This window comes from Bacillus sp. FSL R10-2780 (genome assembly GCF_038006125.1).
In the GTDB taxonomy this organism is placed as follows: Bacteria; Bacillota; Bacilli; order Bacillales; family Bacillaceae_G; genus Bacillus_A; species Bacillus_A cereus_U.
In genome coordinates this window covers 863,843-886,451 of record NZ_JBBOUQ010000001.1, presented here as the reverse complement: position 1 = coordinate 886,451, position 22,609 = coordinate 863,843, and the positions used below count along the sequence as shown (strand labels likewise).

Below are 22,609 nucleotides of genomic sequence, written 5' to 3'. Positions count from 1 at the left end.
CGAATATGGACGATATATATGGTATGCATCCTCTTTATTTAAATACAGAGCAGTTGAAACAGGGGTTCTCCAACTATTATGGATACTTGTAGTGAAAAAGTCATATAGACAAATTCAACTGTACGGATTCTATGCTAAAGAAAATATGTAAACTTTTAGTTCATCACCAAAAGACAGGGTAACATTTGGATAGATGTACACTCCATTCTGAGTGGACACTTAGAGTGTGCTAAAATTGATTCATTTGCAAAATATCAACCCCATGTTACGGTGATGAACCAAATTTTTGCTTCTCATCCATCCCATCTTATTAGGTTCTTTATAAAAGGAAGTGAAATGCGTATATAAAATATAACCCCAGACAGACGCTTTTTAAAAGTGCCCATGGTCTGGGGTGAAATCTATAAAAGTCAAATCTTAAGAATTCTTAAAGTTCGTTATATGCAATTTAAAAATTCCATTCGATATTCTTCTTTCTTATTGCTAATCTTTGGTTTTCTACTATCATATTAGATGTTAAATGATTTAATTTTTTTAAAGATTCAATAGATACACCGAATTTCTTTGAAATCCCGTGTAACGTATCTCCTTTTTCAATTGTATACATTTCATAGTCTTCTTCTAAATCAGTAACATACATCATTTTCCCTGTTTGCTTACTTATTTTTTCTCTTTCTATTAATATATTATGCTCAATTAGTGTATCTATAATTTGTTTAGCACGAGCTTGATAAGTATGCTCCTGTACTGTTATTCGCCCCCGTTCTTGAATTTTCGCTTTATTTTTTGGATGATTCGAAAAATAGTGTATTGCTTCAAGTGTTTCTTTTGATGATGAAACCGTAATTAAATCTTTCCCTGGCCTAAATATCTTCTTAACACCTGGAGTATCTAGCGTAAGAAGAAATCCACCCGATCCTAAAATTTCATACGTTCTTTGGGTAATTAGCTCTTGATAATTTTGTAACCCTATTATAATATCTGCCGAGTTATACACCTTATATGTCTCTAAATAGTGCATAGGGCCATGAATCCAGTCTTTTGGTATATCCATGCCAAAAAAACGATTCATTTCATCCCATTTATTCCCCCCAAAATCAATACGAATATTTTTTCCAAAAGCGGTCGAATTAGGGCATTAAGAGCATGACTTCTAAAATGATCAGGGTATTTTCCCAAAATATGAGGATATACATTTGCAACAACTGCAATTGAACAATTGTATTCTGAGGATTTAGGAGATTTGTAGTGTGCTGTTTCTTCAAAGCCAAAGTCCAAATGAGCAGCTGGGACTCCTAATTGCCGATAGACTTTAACTGTTTTTGGACATATTGTAAACACAAAATCTGGTTTCATTCTTTTAAGAATTATATAATTTTATTTTAGACATTAACAACTATCTGTTTACAAAGTTTTTACCCTATAAATTTAAATTGTACAAGAAGGTCAACTTTTAGACAGGTAAAGAGAACATTTATTTCCGTTCGTTGAGTTCGTTTATTTTGTTAGTTCTTAAATCGAATTGCAACTACATTCTTCGTATTTAATAAGTATAAATTTAGGAAACCCATAAACAAAAAAAGAGTGCTGTGAAGAAACGCACTCATTCAAAGGACTTTACCAATCTTTACGCTTATCACAATCACAGTCATGATCATGATTACGTCTACGACGACATTCATCACAATCACAGTCGTGGTCACGTCTACAACGACGGTCATCACAATCTCTATTTCTGCGTCTGCAGAACATTAAATCATCCCAAAATCTATCACAATCTCGGGAACGTCTGAAATTACAATTACATTCCATAAATATAATTACCTCCTCTTAACTCTAGGATTCATCATATTCTATGCTAAAAAACAAAAACGGCTTGTTTACTAGGCTACTTTCTGCATTTTAAAGTAATAATATTATTATCTAATCTTTAAGTTTCAAATCTATTTCATCCCTTATCTTTCCCTAACAACAAACAAGACGCCACCCAAATCACGGCAGCGCCTACGATAATTGCTATACACTTAATCAAACTCATTTATCCTCACATTATTTATTTCTTTGCTTCCATACCCCATTCTCTTTACGATAAGTATTCTTTCCATTCATGAAGTCAGCTGTATTACCAGGAATGCTATATTTTTTGTTGTTTTTCTTAGCCTTCTTCTTCAGCCTCTTTTCTTCTTGAACAGCTTGCAAATCCGCCTTCCACTGTTTCAACAAATCCTTTCACGTCGCATCGAATTTGTACCCCTTGGATTAAAATGTGAACCAAATCACTAGATTCTACCTATTTATATAGATATCCTTTAATCCAAATGTCCATTTTGTTCAAATTTAAAAGAGCACCCATGCCGTGGGTGCTCTTAATGTGATAAGGAGTTTCCTATGGGTATTGAATGAGACATGAAAAACTTGTCCCACAATTCAATATATGCATGTCCTTATCAAAAGCTGCAATAAAAAAGAGTACCTGCCATTAGATACTCTTCAAAAATAAGTATGGTGCTCCAAGTCTCACCTCATATGATAACTCGTCCCACGAATCCATTATATGCCTGTCTGATTAGAATGTTCACTGGTTTAATGTGTAATTTCTATATAACAAAGAAAAAGCCATCACCGAAAGGTGACAGCTCCTCAAAGGGGAAGAGAGATAACAAATGGCAATAAATATCTCTTCAAGCCTCTGGTATTCTAGATACTCTCGGGCTTCTCCAAGCCGCCGTATCAACTAGTATGGCTACACGCTCTGTGTTCGGTGACTGGGAGAAGACTAAGAATCTTCTCGTTTACACTCCGTAGAGCTTGCTCAATACTTCGGCTACTTAATGTCATTTTCACCTTTGCTGGCCTATGTCGAAATCTAAAGGATCTATATAATATCCAAGACGTATATGTTTCTTCCGACGCCTTGTTTGGACTAACGTATTTTCAAGGGGGCGGAGAGAAGGCTCCGCTACGTTAGCTCAAACAAAAAGCGGAAGCTCTCTGCTCGCTACATCAATAAAGATCGTGAGTAATTACTGATGTACTTGGTAAAACATTATTGTTCTTAAAATTTAATGTAAGTATCACTCAATCATAAGCAACCACCCCCATTCCATTTTCAAGAACCGACATACTAGAGAGTAATAGACTTATATTTATTATCAACCCAGAGGACGCATTCCGAGCTGATCGATAAATACAAATAATTTCGGGAAGCTCTTATCCCCTCTAGCCTCCGCGTCACCGAGTAACTTTATTATAATGGGAACGCTATCCCCAAAACGTATTCTCTTTTCAAAGAACTGTTTATAGGAATAGCTTACCATTGATTTCATTTGCAAAAACTCCCCAAAAAATACGCTATTTCTCTACATTTTCTCTACCATTTTTAAATGATTCCTAATGTAGTAGCAATCAATTTAATGGCACTCTTCTTCTTCTCGTAAAAGTATGAGTTTTTCATCATCAGTTCATTTTGTACGAACGAATCTTTAACTGGTTTATTATCTAAGAACTTCATAGTAATGATGTTTCTTTCATCTTCATCTAAGATATTGTTTAATGTCTTTTCTATTTGCTGCACCTTCATCCTACTCGTCACTCTTGAATCACGTAACTCAGGAAACAAACTGATCCCTTCCTGTTCCACTTCATTATTGAATCGCATCTTTAATGCACGGTATTCCTTTAAGATGCTGACTACTTCCTTTTGTACTTTCTTGTCATCGATTGCTGGTAATAATGTTAATTGTCTCTCCATGAAGGAATCCCCTTATTTCAAATTTTGGTTTTTACATTCACATCAGGTACGTGAAATTTTAATACCTCTTTGTTGAATAAGGGAAACATGCATAGCGAGTAGCCCCCACCATCCACTCTGCATGGTTCCATTATCCATTAGGCCTTTAATAATTTGTGTTTCTTGTTGGCCATCTTCGCTTTTGCTGCTTCAATGTTATTCGTTACCCTTTTATGGTCCTGATCGAATTGAATCATTCTATCAAACATAACTGGAGATACTGCTTCATCAATGTATTGTAAGTAATCAACTGGCGCTCGTTCTGTCTGATCTACTAAGTATCCATAAATATCAAAGTCTGCTCTCGGTATCGACTTCTTACCTTTTAGTTGCTGCGATATCCTTACATAAGATTGAATGACTGATAGTGATACCGCGAATATTGACTGGTCCTTGCTAAACTCAATAAGGAAGAAACAAATTGCTCCCATCTTCTCTGCTTTTTCAAAGTAGTCTAACTGGTGCTGTGCAATGTTCTTTAAATCAAAGCGTGTAGCACTCTCTGTAGACTTCGCTTCAAATGCAACAGACACGCCGTCATAGTCTACTGTACTTTTAGCTTCATAGAATCTATTTAGCACACGGCCACCTTTACTCTTTAACACCTTCACAGGAGTTGGACGCTTGTTTATAAGTGCCACTCCCCCTCTTTGATACATTTCATTAGCTAGATTGGTAAGCATTTCAAATGCCATTCCACGGTTACCTTGTCCCATTTTTATTCCTCGCTTTCTATTCAAAGGATTATTTTGTTGTGTTTTCTAACAAAATTCATTTCAAAATTTTCAGATTCAAATGAACCTCTAGACGCATACACCATATACTAATTTAAATACTTTTTAGAAAAGCAGGTGAAACCTATGCCATCTGTTGTTGGAAATCTGGTTGTACAAAATAGTAACGGTTCTTTCAACTTAGGTGATTTTTATAACGTTTCTCCAAAGGAAAATACAAAAGCTTATAATGGTTCAGGTTCATCAAATGTTGCTTTTGTTGCCAATACATTTAGCGGTGTTAGTGCAACAAACACATTCGATTCTGATGTTGCAGACCAAAATCAAGTTGGAACAGTCTAAAATTAATCATTTCCCTCTACCTCCTGAATAAAACTCAATATTCCGTCAATACTGCAGACAACCCATTCTCCAATTCCTCTGGAGGCGAGCAGTTAGCTTTTGCTAGCTGTTCTTTTGTTTTCACCATTTAAGCAGGGGGTGAATATATTAAATTCTACCTCTCTTTATAACGTGAGCTGGCCACTTACGCTATTTTTACAAAGGGCACTAATTGATAGTGCTCTTTTTACTTTTTTCTACAAAATGAAATTTTTATAGTACTAGTCACACTAAAATAATCTATACATATAATCTATACATATATTCAATTAGTGAACGAAACTCACTGATTTTCATAAAAGAGCTTCCGACCAGTAGACGGAGCTCTTTTTACTTTTAAGTCTAGCTACCAAATAGCGTTTTTGTTTAAAATAATAGATCTAAACCAATCGGACACATTTACCAGTTTATTTACCACAACATTCATGTTAAAATCCCTTGTGAGTATGACATAACTCAACCTTATGAAGTCCTGTAACAATTCCTCAGGGCTTCTTTTTTCAACAAGCCGTTAGTTAATTGTGCTGACTACCTTGATGTACAAAATAAGAATCTTGTTCTATTTTTTTATTTAAAACATATATATCAAAATGGTGGTAAGTAATTATCTTGATCATTGAATAATTCTTATTCTGGCACCTATACGAGGTGCTCTTTTTTGATTCTTACAAAATAACTATTTTGTTAAATTTATAAAATACAATCACTTGCCCACTTCACTTTACACTCCCCCTATATTTATTATTTGATATTAAAATCTTTTCAGAGGTGAAAATATAATGGATGAATTTCTGTCTTCCGCTGCTCTAAACCCAGATTCAATCGATTCAACAGGGCCGACTGGTCCTACCGACGATACTGGACCTACTGGATCGTCTGGAATAGGAATTACTGGTCCTTCCGGCGACGCTGGACCTACTGGTCCTTCCGGAATAGGAATTACTGGTCCTTCCGGCGACGCTGGACCTACTGGTCCTTCCGGAATAGGAATTACTGGTCCTTCCGGCGACACTGGACCTACTGGACCTTCCGGAATAGGAATTACTGGTCCTTTCGGCGACACTGGACCTACTGGACCTTCCGGAATAGGAATTACTGGTCCTTCCGGCGACACTGGACCTACTGGACCTTCCGGAATAGGAATTACTGGTCCTTCCGGCAATACCGGTCCTACTGGTGTTACCGGTGTTACTGGATTGACTGGAGCGACTGGCCGCAGAGGAGTTATCGGTGCTACTGGGCCGACTGGACCGACTGGCCGCAGAGGAGTTATCGGTGCTACTGGGCCGACTGGACCGGGAGCTATAGAATCTGCATTCAGGGCAAATATAGGAACTGATGAACAATTTACTGTTGCTTTTACCTCTCAAACTGTAAATTTCACAACTGAACTCTTTGATTTTAATAATGAATATGATGGTATAAATACTTTTACAGCCAAACAAGAAGGTTTATACCAAATTAATGCAAATTTGACATTTGAACCTGTATTCATTCAGCCTTTTGTGGGAATATTAGATTTATTTGTCAATGACACTTCCGTTTATCGAGATATAAAAGACGATGTTACTAGTTTCAGCATATCCACTATCTATGGATTACATCCAGGTGATACCGTAAGAGTAGTATTTCTTGCTACTATAAAAGGTAGAATTTTAGCTTTACCGACTCCATCAATGCTTAGTTTTTCTGCAGCAAGATTCCCACTTACAAGTCCTATACCTTAAGTTCTTACCATTTTCTATACCCATAATGATAAATGAAGGGGAATTTCTAATAACATAATTTATATAAACAAAAATTCCCTTTCTATATTTTAGAAAGCCTCTTCAAAATTTTTAAATACATTTAGCAATAAAATAACGCTTTTATATGAAAGTCGTACACATTTTTGACACATCAACCATCACAATTACTTGAAAACTCGTGATAATATTAATTCGTCGAATACGCCAAATTTCGACACCGTACGACAATAATATCTCTCCTATAAAATCCCTGTCCCCGCAGGGATTTTCTCTTTTATTCATTACTTTTTGTTGCACTGAATTCCCATCCTGAATAAAATTCAAAATTGGTCTTACTTTACTCCTGTCGATCCAAACCCGTTATTGCCTCTTTCACTATCCGATAACCACGCGTAACTTTGTATCACACGTCATAGCACTATGCCTCCCAATCCAAATGCATTATCTCTTCTAAGGTTCTATCCGAAATATAAGTGGTAATAATTTGTATCTTTCCGTATTTCTTTTTAGCCATTCCTATAGCTTCGCCCACGGACCCCGCCTCAATCCAACGAAGCTTCCACTTCTCATCTTTGTCATAAAACTCTATTGAGTACGTCATAACGCTATTACGCTGCAAGAACCTCTCTGACGTACTTTTTGCTGCATAGTCAAAACTTCCCACAACATCAACATCCTCAAGTGTTAGTTGTTTCATGCCCCTAACCCCATTGGGCGAGATTTTATCTTGCTCTTATCCGCCCGGTCCATGATTAATGCTGCGATTTCTAATTGATGTCTTCCCATCTCTACTGCAATTTCAATGAAACTTTTATCTTCTTCCCACATTTCTTGGAATCGAATCACTTCACTCTCATTGAATAACAAGTCCAAATCTTCTAACGCTACATACATGTTACGACGCGATTTCTTCATGTACTTCCTTTGCTGTGCTGCGATTGTGTAATTCTCCTTTTCCAAATCCGTCCCAAGTCTCGGCATCCCATTCCTCCTCCAGTTGTAATTGATGAATTTCTCTTAGTTCGGCCATAACGGCATGACGTCTTCTATCCGATTCTTCAGGTGTAATATTCCCTGCCTCGCAAATACATGGCCCAAATTGATATATTTCCGTTCCCATATCGTTTCTGATTACTCCTGTTCCGTTACATGCACACATCTTAATTCCCCCTTAGAATGATAGCGCCTTTCTTCTGTAATCCTTTGTATCTTTGAAAACAAGCGCTTTAAAGTTATTGAAAATACGCGATACAATTCGTTCATCATATGCGCCTTCTAAACGCTCTCCTGTAAGGTTTGTCGTGAAGATAGATATTGGTTTATTGATGCATTAAACGCCTACTATGGAGGCGGAGAAGAAGCCACCGTATCAGATAAAATAATTAATATTATGGCAATGTCCGGAGTTTCTGGTGGTGTAATCAAGTAAATTAGAAATATAGATTTGAACCATATTTCTCAATGAACAATATAACTTAACATGGTAAAATAATATTTGGATGGGAGTCCAATACATATTATTAAAATTAAGATGGTTCAAGTCGGAGGAAGGCACCTTAGGGGGGTCTGGTGCAAAAATAAAATAAAAGAGAATAAAGCGCATATATTCCTAACGGAATCGTATCTTATGCTACCAGTCCAAACAATTGATGGATGAATTTTTTCTGGTTTTGAACAGACTGGTCCCGTAAATCAATCTGTTCTTTTTTAATCATATGCATAGCTTCTACTCCAGAAAGAATGGATGTAGCTGTGTCAAAACATTTGAACCCTAGCATAGAACAAGATCATCGCTTCTTTATAAAGCGATGATCTTGTTCTACTATGTTATTCAAGTATTTTTGTTGTCTAAGTTGCATACCATCAGGTATGCTTTTCTCTTTTTTCAACTGTTCAATTGCTATAGGATAAGCTGGATTCTTATCGACTGTCATAACACGAGGCTGCGAAACATGAAAAGACCGCAAAGCTTTCTTGAAAAAGCGCTTTGCAGTCTTCTGGTCTCTTGTTTTGCCTAGGCAAAAATCGATTGTGTTTCCTTTCGAATCAACAGCACGATACAGGTACATCCATTGACCTTTTACTTTGATATATGTTTCATCGACTCTCCAAGAGTCATTTGTTTGTTTGAGGTGACGTCGGATTCGTTTGTCCAATTCAGGACCATACTGGTGTACCCAACGTATAATCGTTGTATGAGAAATGGATAAACCCCGTTCTTCTAGCATTTCCACCAAATCACGAAAACTGAGGTTGTACCGTAGGTACCATCTTACCGTTAACAAAATAATATCAGGCTGATAATTCCTCCATTTGAATACATTTTCCATACCAATCACGCACCCTTTCTAAAGTAATAGTAACAGTATGTCCAAGATTTATAGATTCATTGCAATTGTCCTTAAGTTTTTGCACCAGAACCCTTATCTCCACATCAATTATAAATCCTAATCCTGCATCAACAGAATCAGCATCAACAGAACCAGCAACAACACACTTACCTACAAAGGGACTCCACAGTAATTTCTCCTATTATATATAAATCATGCTTAGTTAAATTGGTTTGATTTTATAAGAAGCCAAAAACCTCTAAATATTTATTTTACAATCACATAATTAATCCTAATATAACTAAAGTTAGATACAATGATACAGTTATTAATAGCAATTAGGGGGATATACAGCATGAACTATACAAATATGCCAAAAAGAATAGGAATGGTTAAGCGGACTCCATTCGCTTCGATACCGAAGAAATTCATCGGTATTGGTAAGATTGTTAAAAAGCAGACAAAAGTGGAGCACCCTACATTAACCCAAGACGAACAAGAACGTATTGAAAACATGTTATTATGTCCATTTCTTTCTGAAGAGAAGAAATTGATTACTTATTATAGAGATGATCATTTGCTTACTAGATATATGACTGTAACTGACATAAATCCGATAATAAATTTAATAACTTGTACTGATGCATCTTATAACAGAATTTTTCTTAAATTTATGGATATAATTGATTTAAGATAAAAAACATACTGTTTATAAAGTTTGATTAAAAACCTCTTACAAATCCACATTCTGTGTTACACAAAAAGACTCCATTTTGAAAAAAGATTGATCAAAATAGAGTCTTTCTTTGTGACTGGATGTTCAACTTTTATAAAAAAGTTTGATCAAAACACATTTAGAATTCTTTAATTGAAAAGATATAGCATCGCATCTTTCTTATAAACATCGTGATTTTATTTCATATCCATATCTTAAGTTGATGGGCATGTGACGCTACCCCTACTTGAAGGGAAATAACCTAAGTTGTTTCTATTTCTCTATTTTGTTATTCCACTATAGGGCGCTTTTCTTTAATAAGGTGCCATCTTTTTACATGGATAACACTTTTAAGAGATTGAATTTATTTAGGTGTAAAAAAATTGTGAAGTATTGTACTTAAAGTAAAGAAAGCAGTTTTAAAAGAAAGGACATAACATATTTGTTGACTTAATGAATGTAGTAATAAAAGTGGTAATAAAGAGTTTGAATGTAGTGATAAATGGGTGATAAAAACATAAAAAATAGGTGTATCAAGCAAAGTGTTGATACACCTTAAAACTACATTGTTAAACAACATGTGTTGTCGTGTAGTATATCTTATATATCTTTAATTATTTTAGATTCAGTATTACATATTCTTCTCGGTTTTGTTTATTCTATCGTTTTAATTTCATTTGAATTATAAGTATAGATACCTGATTCTTCTCGCAGCGCAGTTATATACATCCCTTTCGCCACATCTTTAGCTGAAATGGGTTTATACTTTTTGAAAGCCCCTTTAAATATAAAAGGAATAATACGAGATAACTTTTCAGCCATTCGTTCACCGAAACGAAATTCTTGTCGATTGCCTACTAATAAAGATGGCCTAAAAATGTGAATACCACCGATCACTAACTTTTGCAATTCCTCTTCCATTTTCCCTTTTACTTGTGAATAAAAGAAAAACGATTTAGGATTTGCTCCCATTGAAGACACAACAAGGAAATTTTGCACCCCTTGTTTTTCAGCTAGACAAGCTGCTCGTAACGTATATTCATAATCTACTTTTTTAAAATTCGCCTTTGTTTTTGCTTTTTTTATTGTTGTTCCTAGACAACTAAAAACATCATCTACAGCAAAAAACTCTTTATATTCCTCTAATACAGAATAATCTACTTGCTTCTGCTGTAACTTCTCATGTTGCCATTGCATTGGTTCTCTTACAAAAATAGTAACCGAATCGTAGTAATCTGATTCAAGTAATAGACGCGTTATCTCTTGCCCAACTAAACCACTTGCACCAAGTACTAACGCTGTTCGTGTATTCATATATGCATATACCTCTTAGTTTCCTTTTCTCTCCTTCAGCAAAATACAACTTTTAGGAGTTTCCTTCTTTTTATATTACCATAAGTAAAGCACTATGCGTATGCATAGTGCTTTACTTACTCTTTTTTCTTTTCTTTTTCTTCCATTGGCAATTTTGTTATTGTTGATGCATCCCCTAAATTACTTATTAACCTTCTTAAAAAAATGAGAACAAAAGATAATGGCAATACTACCGCTAATATCAATAAGATAGCTTCCATTAAATAACCCAAATACTCATCCCCCTCTTCTCCCTCCTTTCAAATATATGAAAGCAGCGTTGTCACATATGCATGCATTCACAAAAATAATACATCTATATTTGACAACTTTAGAACAAAATCAAATCGTAATGATTATTATTTATTGCAACTTTATTAAAGATGTATTATACTAAGTTCGCGAACTAAAACGTAATTATTCCGTTTTGCATTAAAATGATATTTTTCTTCTATAATTGGGGAAGATATATCGGTAAAAAAAGAAAAGAGGAGAACTTCATGCCTAAAAGATTGACTATATTTTCATTCTTACTTATTTTCACTTTAATTTTTACTGGCTGCTCAAATAAAAAAGAAGATACTGCCAAGAAAGATGGAAAACTAACTGTTTATACAACCATTTTCCCACTTGCTGATTTCGCAAAAAAAATCGGTGGTGATTATGTAAATGTAGAAGCAATTTACCCACCTGGTGCGGATTCTCATACATTTGAACCGAGTCAAAAACAGACTGTACAAATCGCAAAAGCCGATTTATTCGTTTATAACGGCGCAGAATTAGAACCATTTGCCGAAAAAATGGAAAAATCATTAAAAAAAGAAAACGTAAAAGTTGTAAATGCATCTAAAGATATCGAACTTCGTGCTTCATCTGAAGAAGAGCAGCACGATCATGGAGACGGTCATAAAGAAGATGAACATCACCATGATAAAGACCCACACGTTTGGATAGATCCTACTCTTGCGATGAAACAAGCAGAAAAAATTAAAAATGCACTTGTAGAATTACAGCCTGAACATAAAAAAGAGTTCGAAAAAAACTTCGCAGCACTACAAACAAAATTTACTGATTTAGATGATCAATTTAAAGCAGTTGTTGCAAATGCAAAAACGAAAGAAATATTAGTTTCACATGCAGCTTATGGCTACTGGGAACAACGCTACGGTTTAAAACAAATTCCAATCGCTGGAATTTCAGCGTCTGATGAACCATCTCAAAAACAGCTTGCTGACATTACAAAAACAGTAAAAGAACACGGTTTAAAATATATTTTATTTGAGACATTCTCTACGCCAAAAGTAGCATCAGTTATTCAAAAAGAAACAGGTACAAAAATTTTACGCTTAAATCACCTTGCTACTATTTCTGAGGATGATGCAAAGAACAATAAAGATTACTTCACATTAATGGAAGAAAACGTAAATACTTTAAAAGAAGCAACAAACTAATCAACTATATTTTCTAGTCGGCTAAATATGTCATTTAGCCGACTTTTTATGTTCTTCTGCTTGACGAGACTGAAATAACAAGTAAAATTATCCATATTAGCTGTTAAGCTATATTAATTTAGAAGGTGAGTTGGAATTATGACTCTTCACATTTGTGAAGTAACAGCAAAAAATTGGCGTTCAGTAGCTGCTTTAAACGTAGCAAAAGACCAGCAGCAATTTATTGAAAGTAATGCGTTTTCTTTAGCAGAATCATTATTTGAAGGAAACGGAACGTCAGTAGGTTTATATGATGGAGAAACACTTATAGGGTATGCAATGTATGGATGGTATTCGGAAAAACATGAAAGTGTTTGGCTAGATCGCTTTATGATTGACCAACAATATCAAGGAAAAGGATACGCAAAACGTTTCCTTCGCTTACTCATTCAATTCTTACAAGAAAAATTTGAATGTAAAATAATTTATTTAAGTTTACATCCAGACAACAAACTCGCAATGGGACTATATGAGTCATTCGGCTTCCGTTTAAACGGGGATATTGATGACGAGGGTCCAGTTGTAGGTGTTGTAATGGAATTACGTATAGATGAAAATACAGGCCTGTGAAAACAGGCTTTTTATTATTTATTTATCAATGTTATGTTTTCTATTTTTAGTTTCTTTCCCTTATGTGCTTCGTTTTGCAATCTAATACTATCTCTAATAGAATGCTCATAAAAAATAAGCCTGCAATTACACAGACTTATTTCACACACTCCTGAAAATGTTCTTGGAACCATTCTTTATTAATATCTTTTCCGATGAAAACTACTTCACTTACTCGCTCTTCTCCCTCTTGCCACTCTCTATCGTACGAAGCGGCAAATAACGTATGGACGCCTTGGAACACAATACGTTTATCTACTCCATCTATCGATAAAATTCCTTTGTAACGATATAAATATTCGCCTAGCTCTTGAACGACAGCTGACATCCACTCATTTAATTTTTGTAAATCTAACGGACGCTCTTCACGTAATACAAATGATTTTACACCTTCCAGATGATTATGTTCTTTATGAGGGTAAATTTGTAACGTATCTTTCGTTTTAAACGTTTGAATTTGTAGTAACGATGATATATCTACCTCACAGTTAGTCGTCTCGATTAATTTTGCAGTCGGGTTAATTCCTTGCAGTTCATGCAGAAGATTTTCCTTTTCACTTTCGTCAATTAAATCTAATTTATTTACTAAAACGACATCTGCAAATGCAATTTGTTCCTTTGCTTCTAGCCCTTTTTCAAAATGTTTATGTATATGGTAACTATCTACTACTGTTACAACACCGTTAATTTGATATGCAGATTGAATTACTGGATCTAAAAAGAATGTTTGTATAATCGGTCCTGGATTTGCAAGACCAGTCGTTTCAATTACTAAGCCATCAAAGTCCATTTTCCCTTCTGCTTTTACGTCCAGTAATTGTTTTAAAGCAACGAGTAAATCTTCACGTACAGTACAGCATAAACAGCCGTTTGTCATTTCCATAATTTCTTCTTCAACATTCATAATCAACTGATTATCGATACCAATTTGCCCTATTTCATTTACAATCACTGCTAATTTTTTGCCGTGATCTTCTGATAAAATGCGATTTAATAATGTCGTTTTCCCAGATCCAAGAAAACCCGTTAATATTGTTACTGGAATCATTTCGTCCTCTCCTTATAGCTATATGTTTTTACATTATAGCATATAGAGAAAATCGTTTTTGTAGCAAAACATATTTATTGTATGTACGACCCTGTAACTATATAATAATATGTAGCAAGAAAGCCTTTTCAAAAACATTATCATTCATCAAGGGGGTACTTATAATGGAACGAGTTCAAATGGCCGAAACACTAGAATTTTCTCGTATTATTCAAGGGTTTTGGCGTTTAGCAGAATGGAATATGACGAAACAAGAATTACTTTCTTTTATTGAATCTTGTATGGATATCGGGATTACTACTTTTGATCACGCTGACATTTATGGCGGATATACATGTGAAGGATTGTTTGGAGAAGCGTTACAACTCAAGCCTTCCTTACGCGAAAACATGCAAATTATCACAAAATGTGGAATCGCTCCCCCATCACCGAAATTTCCAGAGCGATATGTTGCTCACTACAATACGAGTGCTGAACATATCATAAAGAGCGCGGAGGATTCATTACAAAACTTACATACAGATTATATTGATGTATTGCTCATTCATCGTCCTGATCCATTCACGGACCCAAACGAAGTGGCAGAAGCGTTCTCACGCTTAAAGCAAGAAGGAAAAGTTCGTCACTTCGGTGTTTCTAACTTTTTACCTTCTCAATTTAATATGTTAAGTTCATATTTAGATTTCCCGCTCATTACAAATCAAATTGAAGTATCTGCGATGCAGCTTGAGCATTTTGAAAAAGGTACGATTGATTTATGCCAAGAAAAACGAATCAATCCAATGATTTGGTCACCTCTTGCTGGTGGAGAAATCTTTACTGGCCAATCAGAACGCGCCGTACGTGTACGTGAAACTTTACAAAAAATTGCTACTGAGCTAGGCGTTGATAGCATCGATACTGTTATGTATGCATGGTTACTTGCTCATCCAGCTAAAATGATGCCAATCGTTGGCTCTGGTAAATTAGATCGAGTAAAAACGGCTGCAATGGCAACAAAAGTTAACTTAGACCGCCAACAATGGTTTACAATTTTCGAAAGCTCTAACGGACATCCTGTCCCATAATGTACAAAAAGAAGAGCCGTTACTTTACAGCTCTTCTTTTTTATATGTATTTCTCGTCATTGCAAATACACACATATCTCTTAATCCATTTTCATCTACCGCAACACTCGCACTTTCTAAAATCCCCTCTAATTTAAAACCTAATTTCTCAGGTATCGCTCTACTCTTCTTATTTAGAGAATCACAACGAATTTCTACCCGGTTTGCTTTCAGTTCAGTGAAAGCAAACTCCGTTATACCTTTTGCCGCCTCTACCATATAGCCCTTTCCACTCCACCTTGAATCAATCCAATACCCGATTTCAAATTGAGGTATATCCCAATTAATACGATGTAATCCGGCAGATGCAATAAATTCGCCGGTTTCTTTCGAAAACACTAGTAACCTCAAATCTTCTCGCTGCAAAAATTGAATATGCGATTTTCTAATACTCTCTTCCACTTCTTCCTCTGTTTGCTCTTTTTGTGCAAAAACCATCCAAGGCCTTAATTCTTTCTTTGAAGCTTGAATCGCTTCATATACAACCTTACCGTCACCTGGTTTTGGCATTCGAATTAAAAGCCTTTCGGTATAAAATTCAGAAGGAAAATCGAATAATAATGGATTCAAATTAAACACTCCCCATAATTCTTTTGTATTTAATAATATCCATCTCAAGGTAGACAGTAAAGAACTTTCTGAATTTTATACTTTCGAATCATTTACCTCTACCGCCACACGCACTCCGGATTCAATCGCACCTTGAATCCATCCGTGATACAGCGTTGTATGATCACCAGCAAAATATATTCTCCCCTCAGGTTTTACAATGACTGGCTGTAATTCAGATTCTTGGCCAGCTTGAAATAGTGCAAACCCTCCAAGCGCATATGGATCTAATGTCCAACTCTTTGATATTCCAGACATGAACTCATCATATACTTGACCACCTAATATTGTTGCTAAATTTTGTAATGTGTAATAGATACGATCCCCTTTTGATAAACCATCCCATAGTAATGCATCGTATGACCACGTATAACTCCCAAGCATAATGGCTGGTCCTTTTGAACCGATTCCATGACTTGGATAATACGCATAACGTATAGGAAGATCTGTTATAATTCTCCCCCCTAATTGCCCTTGTTCCTCCCAAAAACGACTTTTAAATTGAATCCCTATTTTTGTAGCCGGCATATAATGCAATTCGCGAATTGTTTTCCACTTCGCATGAGATATCGAATCAAATGGATCTACTTCTACAAATCGCATTGTTGAAAAAGGAATTGTAACAATAACTAAATCGCCAGTTATACTACTATACTCAAAAGTTTCCTCATTTCGGTAATAGGCTGTTACACCATTGGCTTGTTGATGAAGCTTCATTAATTTTTGATTATATATAATATTTTCTTCTAATTGTGGTAAAAAAGACTTTGGTAATCTATCATTCCCACCTATTATTTCGCAAAATCCACTTTCCTCTTGCATAATGTATAAAAATCTTAATGTCTCAACGAATGACCTTTCCAAAAAACCTTCTAAATCTAATAGAACACCAATCATCTCGATCGTTACCGGTGAAAAATACGTATTATATTGATAAGGATGATACTTTAAAAATTGACCTGTAGAGTATCTCCCAAAATCCTTTACTACAATATCCCAATTTTTTTCTGGATTTTTTTTAATAAAATTTATAATTGGCTGTACTGCTAATAATAATAATTCTTCAGATGTTTTCCCAACTTCATTCATTTCAACGGGATATCTTAAAATACTTGGATCTTTTTCGTATTGTTGCAATGTCGTTTTTCGGCCATTAACATATATAATATCTGTTTCATTCCGATTCATAAAAGGACTCACCTGGAGCCCGAATTTTCTTATATAAGCCATCGTCAATGTGTGCGAATATGGTATTCTCATCGCTCCAACATCTAGATATAATCCGGTATCTTCCATTCTAACCGTCTCTATCCGGCCCCCTACACGGTTGTTTGCTTCAAAAATCTTCACTTGATGTCCTGCAGCCTTTAATAAAGATGCCGAAACTAATCCCGCCATACCAGCCCCTACTACAATAATTTGTTTCGGGTGTGTCGTCTTCTTCAATCCTTTATCTATAACTTTTAACGTTTCATCCATCTCAGTGTTAAACATTATATCTTTCTGCACAATTCCACCCCTTACTTCATAAAGTGAAACTTTAATCAGTGGGGGTTTTGTTCATCCCCCACTGATTATTAGTTGAACCAATCGGGCGTTTACGGGCAGTTGATCTCCCACCTACCTTCTTTGCTCCAGCCGCATTTTGAGGTGGGAGTTTTACTGCCCGTTAATGCGGGATAAAATATGCATTAGTGGTTTAGTGCATTTTATTCATAAGTTCCTATAAACATAACACCATAGCAATTGGAATATTCACTAAAAATACATAAGGTATAGCTCTCGCATCTCCACATGCTTCATATAATAAGGAAACGGTAAGGAAGGAGTTAGATAAATGAAACATACTTATGACTACCATGCTACAAAAAAGCATTTGGAATTAAAGAAACAACACCTATGCAAAAAACTTAGTAATATGAAATTATCTAATAAAGAACGTGAACAAATAAAACTCGAGATCGATAACTACGAATATATATTAAACTTAGTCGAAATGAATCATTATGAACGAGGATTCTCTCGTTAAAAGCCGATATAATATCACCCTCTTTTTTGTGTGAGCATTTCACTACGCATTTTTCGTAAGTAAATATATAATAGAATGTACATTAAGATTGAGAGGTATATTCTATGATCAAATTAAGTGTATTAGACCAATCACCTATTTCAGATGGTAGCACAGCAGTTGAAGCTTTTTCACATACAGTTACGCTTGCACAAGAAGTTGAAAAACTAGGATTCACACGTTTTTGGGTATCCGAGCACCATAATTCAGTTAGCTTAGCTGGTTCAAGTCCAGAAATACTCATTTCACATATTGCCGCGAAAACTGATCGTATTAGAGTTGGTTCTGGTGGTGTTATGCTGCCACATTATAGTCCATATAAAGTTGCCGAGAATTTCCGCGTTCTAGAAGCACTTTATCCAAACCGCATCGACCTTGGTGTCGGGAGAGCACCTGGTGGTATGCCGATAGCAACTCGCGCACTTCAAGAAGGTAAAATGGTCTCACTTGATCAATATCCAGAACAAATTGCAAATGTTGCTATGTACTTACATGATCAAGTACCAGAAAATCATCATTGTGCAAACTTAAAGGCTACTCCAGTTATCACAACATCTCCTGAAATGTGGATGCTCGGTTCTAGCGGAGAAAGTGCAATGATTGCCGCAAAGCAAGGCGCTTCTTTTGCATTTGCACAATTCATTAACGGATACGGTGGCCCTGAAGTAATGAGGGCTTATCAAGAACAATTCCAACCTTCCTATTTAGGTGATAAACCAAAATCAATCGTATCTATTTTTGTTATTTGCGGAGAAACAAATGAAGAAGCGGAGAAGATAGCATCAAGCCTTGATTTATCGATTTTACTATTAGAACAAGGAAAACGGACTACTGGTACTCCTTCTATCGAAACTGCTCAAAATTATGCGTATAGTGCTTATGATCTATTCCGCATAAAAGAAAATCGTCAACGTATGATCGTCGGTGATCCATCTTCTGTGAAAGAAAAAATATTAAACTTAAGCAAAGCGTATAATACTGACGAATTTATGATTGTCACGATTACTCATCAATTTGAACATAAATTAAACTCTTATCGCCTATTGGCAGACGCTTTTAATTTATAATAACGAAAGGGAGATGCATCACATATGATGCATCTCCCTTTCTTACTACCAATCAATTGTTTTTGCTTCCTATATATTCAATAGCTTCTTTTAATAACTCCTCAAAATTATGAGGATAATCATGATTTAAGTTAGGCACAACTTTATACTTATGTTCTATATTTTTATCCTTTAATAACTTTACAAATTGCTGTGTACATTCGAAACAATCTTCATCTTGATCCCCACATATTATATATCCTTTTATGCTTTTATCATGTAATATTCCAATCATTTCTTCCCATTCTTCCATTTCCGGGAGCCACGGTGCCACAAAAATAAAACCGTTCACTTCTATTTCACCTTGTAACATGGAATGTAACGCTACTCTTGCCCCAGCAGAAAAGCCACCAATAATAATATTTCCAAATGTTTTATTCACTTTAATCTTATTGTAATGTCCTTTTAACTCTTCTCTTCCTCTTTCGATATTATCCCAAACATATCCATCTGAAAATTGAATTTGGGAAGATTGAGGCAATGCCAGCATAAAACCTTGTTCCATTACAGAGTTCCAATATGGTTCTATTATTTGTATATTTTCTTGATCCCCATGCAGTGTTATTAGTAGATTTTCATTTTGTTTGCTGTATTTATATTTCAGGTCTGCTTGTTCCGATTTCTTTGCTAATTCTTCTCTTTCTTTACATAATTGAACCATTCTATGAAACTCTTCAAATTTATGTAATGGTTTTAAATCATCATCGGAAATTAAATACTCACTTCCGTACCAAAATCCATTCTCTATAATGGCTTCCTTCATTAAATACATCGCTTCTTCTTCAAGTCCTGCAGCACTTGCTAACGCATATTTAAAATTATATATTTGTGCTTCATTACCCATTACATCTTTAGCGTTTTTCATTATGTAAGAATACGCCTCAAAACTTCCTTTATTTGCATAACAATCTAACGTTTCATTTAATAACTTAATATAAGTCATACTATTTTTCATATAGAAATTCCCCCGTAACCTTTTATAATAATTGTTTCTCCAATCTTCCTATCATTCTAGGGTCACGGTATAAGTAGGTGAATTCTACAATTCAACTTAACAATACCTGATTCTCAGAATGATATTTAATAATTAATGTATGTATACGCATAATACACCACTCCTTCCTATCCACTAGTTGTATTATAAAACCAAATAAACTGAAAAATCAATATTTTAACAAAAAAAAGACAACAATATATTATTGTTGTTCTCATAACATCTTACCCACTATTCTTTTTTTCTTATCTGGTTTACTTGAAACTAAATAATGCTTTTCTGAAATATATAAGTTTCTTTTTAATATACGATTTAAATATGGTCCTAATTTCACTCCGCATATGAGGCGATCTTCGCTATCTTCAACAATTGGGAACATTTCTTTTTCTGTTACATATTGATCTACGGCCTTTTGTACGATATCAATTTCTTTAACTAGGTTTAAATTTTCTTCTGTATGTTCAAATACTTCAAGCGTTTCCTTCGTTATCAGAAAAAAATTTGTTGGAAATGCAGGTAAATAAGGCTTTAACAAATCATAATTTACTGTGTAATCATCATTTACTAAGACTGTATAAACGATATTAGCATTCGTTTCTAGAAACTTAGCCATCGCTTGTTCTAATTCATCTTTCGTAATTTCCCTATCTTCTTTTCCAGTTCTGAAAAAGCGAAACATCGTATCGCCTCCTTTTTACTATATTATAGCATAAAAGAAAACTGAAAAATTATAAAAAACTCTATTGAAAGAATTTTTCGATAGAGTTTTTCTTTAATCAATTTATGTTTATTTTAAGAATGCACTTAACATCCATACATGTTGTTCTAATGTCGTATGAATTGCTAATAGCATATCAGCTGACGTTTCATCACCAGCTTCACCAGCTACTTCCATACCTTCTTTTAATTCTTGAATAAGTGCAGAAAAATCGTTTACTAAAGTTTGTACCATTTCTTCTGCAGACTCTTTGCTTGTCCCTTCGATTACAGTTGAAGTTGCTAAGTACTCTTTCATTGTCGCTAACGGTTTTCCTTCTAACGCTAAAATACGCTCTGCTAACTCATCAATGTACGTTCCTGCTTCATTATAAAACTCTTCAAATTTCTCATGTAATGTAAAGAAGTGTGGTCCTGTCACATACCAATGATAATTATGCAGTTTCACATATAATACATTCCAGTTTGCTACCTGCTTGTTTAATACTTCAACAACATTTGTTTTCGTACTCATACAATCCACTCCTCTTATCATGTTACTATCTTTTAATAACCTAACTTCATTTTACCATATATCCCCTATTCTTCCGAATGAACAGCTTATATGTAACAAAGTTTTAACAACCTTAATATTTCCCTAATATCATATAATTCATGTATCCTTTCAACTACTTCATATGTCTAATTGTCCAAGCTCACACATATGCATAATAGTAAGTCAAGCTCATCATAGAAGAAAGAGGGATAACATGGACAATCAACAATGGCAAGTAGCAAAGAAAGTCGCTGCTACTTATATCGGAACGGTCGTTGGAGCTGGATTTGCTACTGGGCGAGAAATTGTTGAATTTTTTACAGTTAACGGATTGTACGGGACCATTGGCATATGTATAAGTGGATTTTTTTTTATTTGGCTCGGTACAAAAATGATGTTACTTTCATCACAAATCGGGGCATTTTCAGCGCAAGAATTTAATAAATATTTATTTGGGGATGTATTTGGAAATGTCGTAAATACTTTATTATTACTCGTATTATTTGGCGTAACTAGCGTTATGTTATCAGGAGCCGGGGCAGTATTTGAAGAACAACTCCGTCTCCCGAGACAACTTGGTATTTTCATCACAGTCATCGCCTGCCTCATTATTGGGAGCCGGGGGTTACAAGGTGTTTTTGAAGTGAATACACTTGTCGTACCTATTATGATGATTTTTATTATCGGACTTGCTATTACAACCTTTATTCATGGTACAACTCCTATTATTGAAACTGTTCCTACAGAAAGTTGGAATATGAAATGGATTACTAGCCCTATTACATATGTCGCATTAAATCTTTCTCTCGCCCAAAGTGTTCTCGTCCCATTGGCCAGTGAAGTAAAAGATCGAAAAGCTATTTTATGGGGTGGCATTTTAGGAGGCGCGGGGCTTTGCTTTATTTTATTATGTAGCCATTTAGCAATATTATCAGTTGATCAATTTTATCAATATAACATCCCAATGGCTGAAGTTGTAAGAAGGTTTAATGCAACTTTCCATTTTTTCTTTGTTCTTATCATTTTTGGTGAAGTATTCACAACATTAGTTGGGAATATATTCGGAATGACAAAACAAATGCAATCCATTACCGGATGGAAAAGTAATAACATTATTTATTTCATATTACTAATTAGTTATTGCTTTAGTTTCATCGGATATAGTGAATTACTTCATATTCTATACCCTATTATCGGTTGGGTGAGCATCATTTTACTACCGATTATTGCCTTTAAACAACTTCAAAAAACATGAAAAAACATCCGTGTATACGGA

At 34.9% G+C, this 22,609-nt stretch carries 26 protein-coding genes and 2 pseudogenes; 9 read left to right on the top strand and 19 right to left on the bottom strand.

Going from position 1 to position 22,609, the window contains the following annotated elements:
- Positions 1 to 448 precede the first annotated feature (448 nt).
- The 6 genes from NSQ47_RS04660 to NSQ47_RS04635 form a co-directional block, all read right to left on the bottom strand.
- On the bottom strand, positions 449 to 1,072 hold the full coding sequence (locus NSQ47_RS04660; RefSeq protein ID WP_341036268.1) for a glycosyltransferase family protein: 624 nt from the start codon (positions 1,070 to 1,072) through the stop codon (positions 449 to 451).
- Between the two features lie 545 nt (positions 1,073 to 1,617).
- Positions 1,618 to 1,812 (bottom strand): hypothetical protein, encoded by a 195-nt coding sequence (locus NSQ47_RS04655; protein WP_199661838.1) that lies wholly within the window; start codon positions 1,810 to 1,812, stop codon positions 1,618 to 1,620.
- Positions 1,813 to 2,049: 237 nt separating this feature from the next.
- Positions 2,050 to 2,220 (bottom strand): hypothetical protein, encoded by a 171-nt coding sequence (locus tag NSQ47_RS04650; RefSeq protein ID WP_176108048.1) that lies wholly within the window; start codon positions 2,218 to 2,220, stop codon positions 2,050 to 2,052.
- A 932-nt stretch (positions 2,221 to 3,152) separates the two neighbouring features.
- Positions 3,153 to 3,326, bottom strand: coding sequence for a hypothetical protein (locus tag NSQ47_RS04645; protein ID WP_002158190.1), 174 nt, complete (start codon positions 3,324 to 3,326; stop codon positions 3,153 to 3,155).
- Positions 3,327 to 3,379: 53 nt separating this feature from the next.
- Positions 3,380 to 3,751: an ArpU family phage packaging/lysis transcriptional regulator gene (locus NSQ47_RS04640; RefSeq protein WP_002158191.1), complete on the bottom strand. Its 372-nt coding sequence runs from the start codon at positions 3,749 to 3,751 to the stop codon at positions 3,380 to 3,382.
- Positions 3,752 to 3,888: 137 nt separating this feature from the next.
- On the bottom strand, positions 3,889 to 4,506 hold the full coding sequence (locus tag NSQ47_RS04635; RefSeq protein WP_215581411.1) for a Holliday junction resolvase RecU: 618 nt from the start codon (positions 4,504 to 4,506) through the stop codon (positions 3,889 to 3,891).
- Positions 4,507 to 4,650: 144 nt separating this feature from the next.
- On the opposite strand from NSQ47_RS04635, the gene NSQ47_RS04630 reads away from it, so the two are divergent.
- Both NSQ47_RS04630 and NSQ47_RS04625 read left to right on the top strand, forming a co-directional pair.
- On the top strand, positions 4,651 to 4,866 hold the full coding sequence (locus NSQ47_RS04630; RefSeq protein ID WP_002158195.1) for a spore germination protein: 216 nt from the start codon (positions 4,651 to 4,653) through the stop codon (positions 4,864 to 4,866).
- A gap of 818 nt (positions 4,867 to 5,684) precedes the next feature.
- A complete protein-coding gene (locus NSQ47_RS04625) occupies positions 5,685 to 6,632 on the top strand; it encodes a hypothetical protein (protein WP_341036264.1) in 948 nt (315 codons plus the stop codon).
- Positions 6,633 to 7,071: 439 nt separating this feature from the next.
- Here the strand turns inward: NSQ47_RS04625 and NSQ47_RS04620 are convergent, their stop codons facing one another.
- The 5 genes and pseudogenes from NSQ47_RS04620 to NSQ47_RS04600 all read right to left on the bottom strand — a co-directional run bounded on the left by NSQ47_RS04620 (position 7,072) and on the right by NSQ47_RS04600 (position 8,989).
- Positions 7,072 to 7,350 carry a hypothetical protein gene (locus NSQ47_RS04620; protein ID WP_341036262.1) on the bottom strand — a complete coding sequence of 93 codons (279 nt, stop codon included), beginning with the start codon at positions 7,348 to 7,350 and terminating at the stop codon, positions 7,072 to 7,074.
- Positions 7,347 to 7,634, bottom strand: coding sequence for a helix-turn-helix domain-containing protein (locus tag NSQ47_RS04615; RefSeq protein WP_341036261.1), 288 nt, complete (start codon positions 7,632 to 7,634; stop codon positions 7,347 to 7,349). The genes NSQ47_RS04620 and NSQ47_RS04615 overlap by 4 nt, the downstream gene beginning before the upstream one ends.
- A complete protein-coding gene (locus NSQ47_RS04610) occupies positions 7,549 to 7,812 on the bottom strand; it encodes a hypothetical protein (protein WP_078175166.1) in 264 nt (87 codons plus the stop codon). Before NSQ47_RS04610 ends, NSQ47_RS04615 begins: the two co-directional genes overlap by 86 nt.
- Positions 7,813 to 7,824: 12 nt before the next feature.
- Positions 7,825 to 7,965 (bottom strand): annotated as a pseudogene (locus tag NSQ47_RS04605) (ATP-binding protein); the annotation flags it as partial.
- Between the two features lie 313 nt (positions 7,966 to 8,278).
- A pseudogene (locus NSQ47_RS04600) lies at positions 8,279 to 8,989 on the bottom strand (IS6 family transposase).
- 349 nt (positions 8,990 to 9,338) lie between these two features.
- On the opposite strand from NSQ47_RS04600, the gene NSQ47_RS04595 reads away from it, so the two are divergent.
- Complete coding sequence (locus tag NSQ47_RS04595) at positions 9,339 to 9,680, top strand: YolD-like family protein (protein ID WP_341036259.1); 342 nt, start codon at positions 9,339 to 9,341, stop codon at positions 9,678 to 9,680.
- 672 nt (positions 9,681 to 10,352) lie between these two features.
- Here NSQ47_RS04595 and NSQ47_RS04590 read toward each other — a convergent pair.
- Together NSQ47_RS04590 and NSQ47_RS04585 are read right to left on the bottom strand one after the other, a co-directional pair.
- Positions 10,353 to 11,012, bottom strand: a complete 660-nt coding sequence (locus tag NSQ47_RS04590) for an oxidoreductase (RefSeq protein WP_128281325.1) — start codon at positions 11,010 to 11,012, stop codon at positions 10,353 to 10,355.
- Positions 11,013 to 11,128: 116 nt separating this feature from the next.
- Positions 11,129 to 11,284: a hypothetical protein gene (locus NSQ47_RS04585; RefSeq protein ID WP_164881572.1), complete on the bottom strand. Its 156-nt coding sequence runs from the start codon at positions 11,282 to 11,284 to the stop codon at positions 11,129 to 11,131.
- Between the two features lie 267 nt (positions 11,285 to 11,551).
- Here NSQ47_RS04585 and NSQ47_RS04580 point away from each other — a divergent pair, with 267 nt between their 5' ends.
- Together NSQ47_RS04580 and NSQ47_RS04575 are read left to right on the top strand one after the other, a co-directional pair.
- Positions 11,552 to 12,502, top strand: a complete 951-nt coding sequence (locus tag NSQ47_RS04580; protein WP_002118552.1) for a metal ABC transporter substrate-binding protein — start codon at positions 11,552 to 11,554, stop codon at positions 12,500 to 12,502.
- Between the two features lie 138 nt (positions 12,503 to 12,640).
- On the top strand, positions 12,641 to 13,111 hold the full coding sequence (locus NSQ47_RS04575; RefSeq protein ID WP_215581410.1) for a GNAT family N-acetyltransferase: 471 nt from the start codon (positions 12,641 to 12,643) through the stop codon (positions 13,109 to 13,111).
- 136 nt (positions 13,112 to 13,247) lie between these two features.
- Here the strand turns inward: NSQ47_RS04575 and NSQ47_RS04570 are convergent, their stop codons facing one another.
- A complete protein-coding gene (locus tag NSQ47_RS04570) occupies positions 13,248 to 14,198 on the bottom strand; it encodes a CobW family GTP-binding protein (protein ID WP_340823291.1) in 951 nt (316 codons plus the stop codon).
- Positions 14,199 to 14,362: 164 nt separating this feature from the next.
- Between NSQ47_RS04570 and NSQ47_RS04565 the strand changes: the two genes are divergently transcribed.
- A complete protein-coding gene (locus NSQ47_RS04565; RefSeq protein ID WP_088078389.1) occupies positions 14,363 to 15,265 on the top strand; it encodes an aldo/keto reductase in 903 nt (300 codons plus the stop codon).
- Between the two features lie 24 nt (positions 15,266 to 15,289).
- On the opposite strand, the gene NSQ47_RS04560 is transcribed toward NSQ47_RS04565, so the two are convergent.
- The gene (locus tag NSQ47_RS04560) at positions 15,290 to 15,874 is read right to left on the bottom strand and encodes a GNAT family N-acetyltransferase (protein ID WP_215581406.1); all 585 of its coding nucleotides are present in this window, start codon (positions 15,872 to 15,874) and stop codon (positions 15,290 to 15,292) included.
- Between the two features lie 75 nt (positions 15,875 to 15,949).
- Entirely contained in the window at positions 15,950 to 17,422 is a 1,473-nt protein-coding gene (locus tag NSQ47_RS04555; protein WP_078173220.1) for a flavin monoamine oxidase family protein, read from the bottom strand.
- A gap of 328 nt (positions 17,423 to 17,750) precedes the next feature.
- Between NSQ47_RS04555 and NSQ47_RS04550 the strand changes: the two genes are divergently transcribed.
- Both NSQ47_RS04550 and NSQ47_RS04545 read left to right on the top strand, forming a co-directional pair.
- A complete protein-coding gene (locus NSQ47_RS04550) occupies positions 17,751 to 17,942 on the top strand; it encodes a DUF3896 family protein (RefSeq protein WP_016104605.1) in 192 nt (63 codons plus the stop codon).
- Between the two features lie 104 nt (positions 17,943 to 18,046).
- Positions 18,047 to 19,048, top strand: coding sequence for an LLM class flavin-dependent oxidoreductase (locus NSQ47_RS04545; RefSeq protein ID WP_341036256.1), 1,002 nt, complete (start codon positions 18,047 to 18,049; stop codon positions 19,046 to 19,048).
- A gap of 52 nt (positions 19,049 to 19,100) precedes the next feature.
- Here NSQ47_RS04545 and NSQ47_RS04540 read toward each other — a convergent pair whose 3' ends face one another.
- From NSQ47_RS04540 to NSQ47_RS04530, 3 genes are all read right to left on the bottom strand, one after another.
- Complete coding sequence (locus NSQ47_RS04540; protein ID WP_002158213.1) at positions 19,101 to 20,042, bottom strand: alpha/beta hydrolase; 942 nt, start codon at positions 20,040 to 20,042, stop codon at positions 19,101 to 19,103.
- 253 nt (positions 20,043 to 20,295) lie between these two features.
- Positions 20,296 to 20,760, bottom strand: coding sequence for a DUF3939 domain-containing protein (locus NSQ47_RS04535; protein ID WP_002158214.1), 465 nt, complete (start codon positions 20,758 to 20,760; stop codon positions 20,296 to 20,298).
- A gap of 108 nt (positions 20,761 to 20,868) precedes the next feature.
- Positions 20,869 to 21,312 (bottom strand): Dps family protein, encoded by a 444-nt coding sequence (locus NSQ47_RS04530; RefSeq protein WP_002200786.1) that lies wholly within the window; start codon positions 21,310 to 21,312, stop codon positions 20,869 to 20,871.
- A gap of 235 nt (positions 21,313 to 21,547) precedes the next feature.
- On the opposite strand from NSQ47_RS04530, the gene NSQ47_RS04525 reads away from it, so the two are divergent.
- Entirely contained in the window at positions 21,548 to 22,588 is a 1,041-nt protein-coding gene (locus NSQ47_RS04525) for a YkvI family membrane protein (RefSeq protein WP_002158216.1), read from the top strand.
- Positions 22,589 to 22,609 lie beyond the last annotated feature (21 nt).